Source organism: Psychrobacter sp. 1U2 (assembly GCF_051847575.1).
Map to the genome: position 1 here is coordinate 1 of NZ_JBPYDC010000501.1, position 1,020 is coordinate 1,020.

A 1,020-nucleotide genomic window follows, 5' to 3' on the forward strand; every position below is an offset into this window, starting at 1 on the left:
ATGCTTGAGCAAACGGTAGCAGAGGGGCACATTAGCCGCTTTAGTGACACAGCATTTACAGTGTTAATTGAAGATTTATCATCTAAAGCGCTGGTCGATCTTGCTGAGAGTATCCGCCGGCATATCAGCGATATGCTCATCGAAGTCGATAAACGCACAACCAGTACGACTGTGAGTATTGGTATCGTCAAAATAGAATCCAATGCCGCTGAACCGCAAGTCTTGTTTGATCGTGCAGTTGATGCGATCAACCATATCAGAGTTGAAACGGCAAATCAGGGCAACGCTTATCACTTGTATGATCCAAGTGAGCATGCAAACAGTGATGATAGCGCTTTAGCTGAATATCTAGTCAGCGCGATCACCCACAATCGCTTTGAGCTATTTTTTCAGCCAATCTATGATATTAATCAAGATCGTAGTGACTTCTTTGAAGTTTACCTGCGTCTACCATTAGCCGATGCTGAAAATACGGTACTGACACCTGACAAGTTTATGACAGTCGCCAAGACGCACCACTTACGCGAAAAAATAGATCGCTGGATATTAATCAATGCCTGCAAACAATTAAATGAGGTGCGCAAGACTCATCCTGAAGCGCGCGTGTTGATACAATTGACCAGCGCGTCATTAGTTGATAAAAAGCTGCCAAGTGTGGCTGGCCAGTTGATAAAAGCGGTGGGGGGCGTATCTGGGGCATTGACACTACAGTTTAATGAGCAAGATGTGGCCAATCATCTGACGATTGCCAAATCTCAGTTTGCTGCTTTAAGCGATATAGGTTGCAAAATAGGTATTCATAACTTTGGTACTTCTGCAAAATCGATTGAGATTGCTGAATTTGTAGCGCCTGATATGACGCGCCTTGCACGCGATTATGTAAATGAGATTAATAAACCTGATAATTTAGAGGCGATTAAATCTTTAATCGTACGCACTAATGAGCTTAATATTGATGTATTGATGCCTTATATTGAGGAGGCTGCTACGATGTCGGTATCTTGGAGTGTCGGTGCGCGT

General features: G+C 43.3%; 1 protein-coding gene. It reads left to right on the forward strand.

Annotation, left to right across the window (positions count from 1 at the left end; all coding sequences use genetic code 11):
• Window positions 1-1,020: EAL domain-containing protein (locus ACS8FD_RS16870; protein ID WP_439276692.1), on the forward strand; the 1,020-nt coding region annotated here is incomplete at both ends.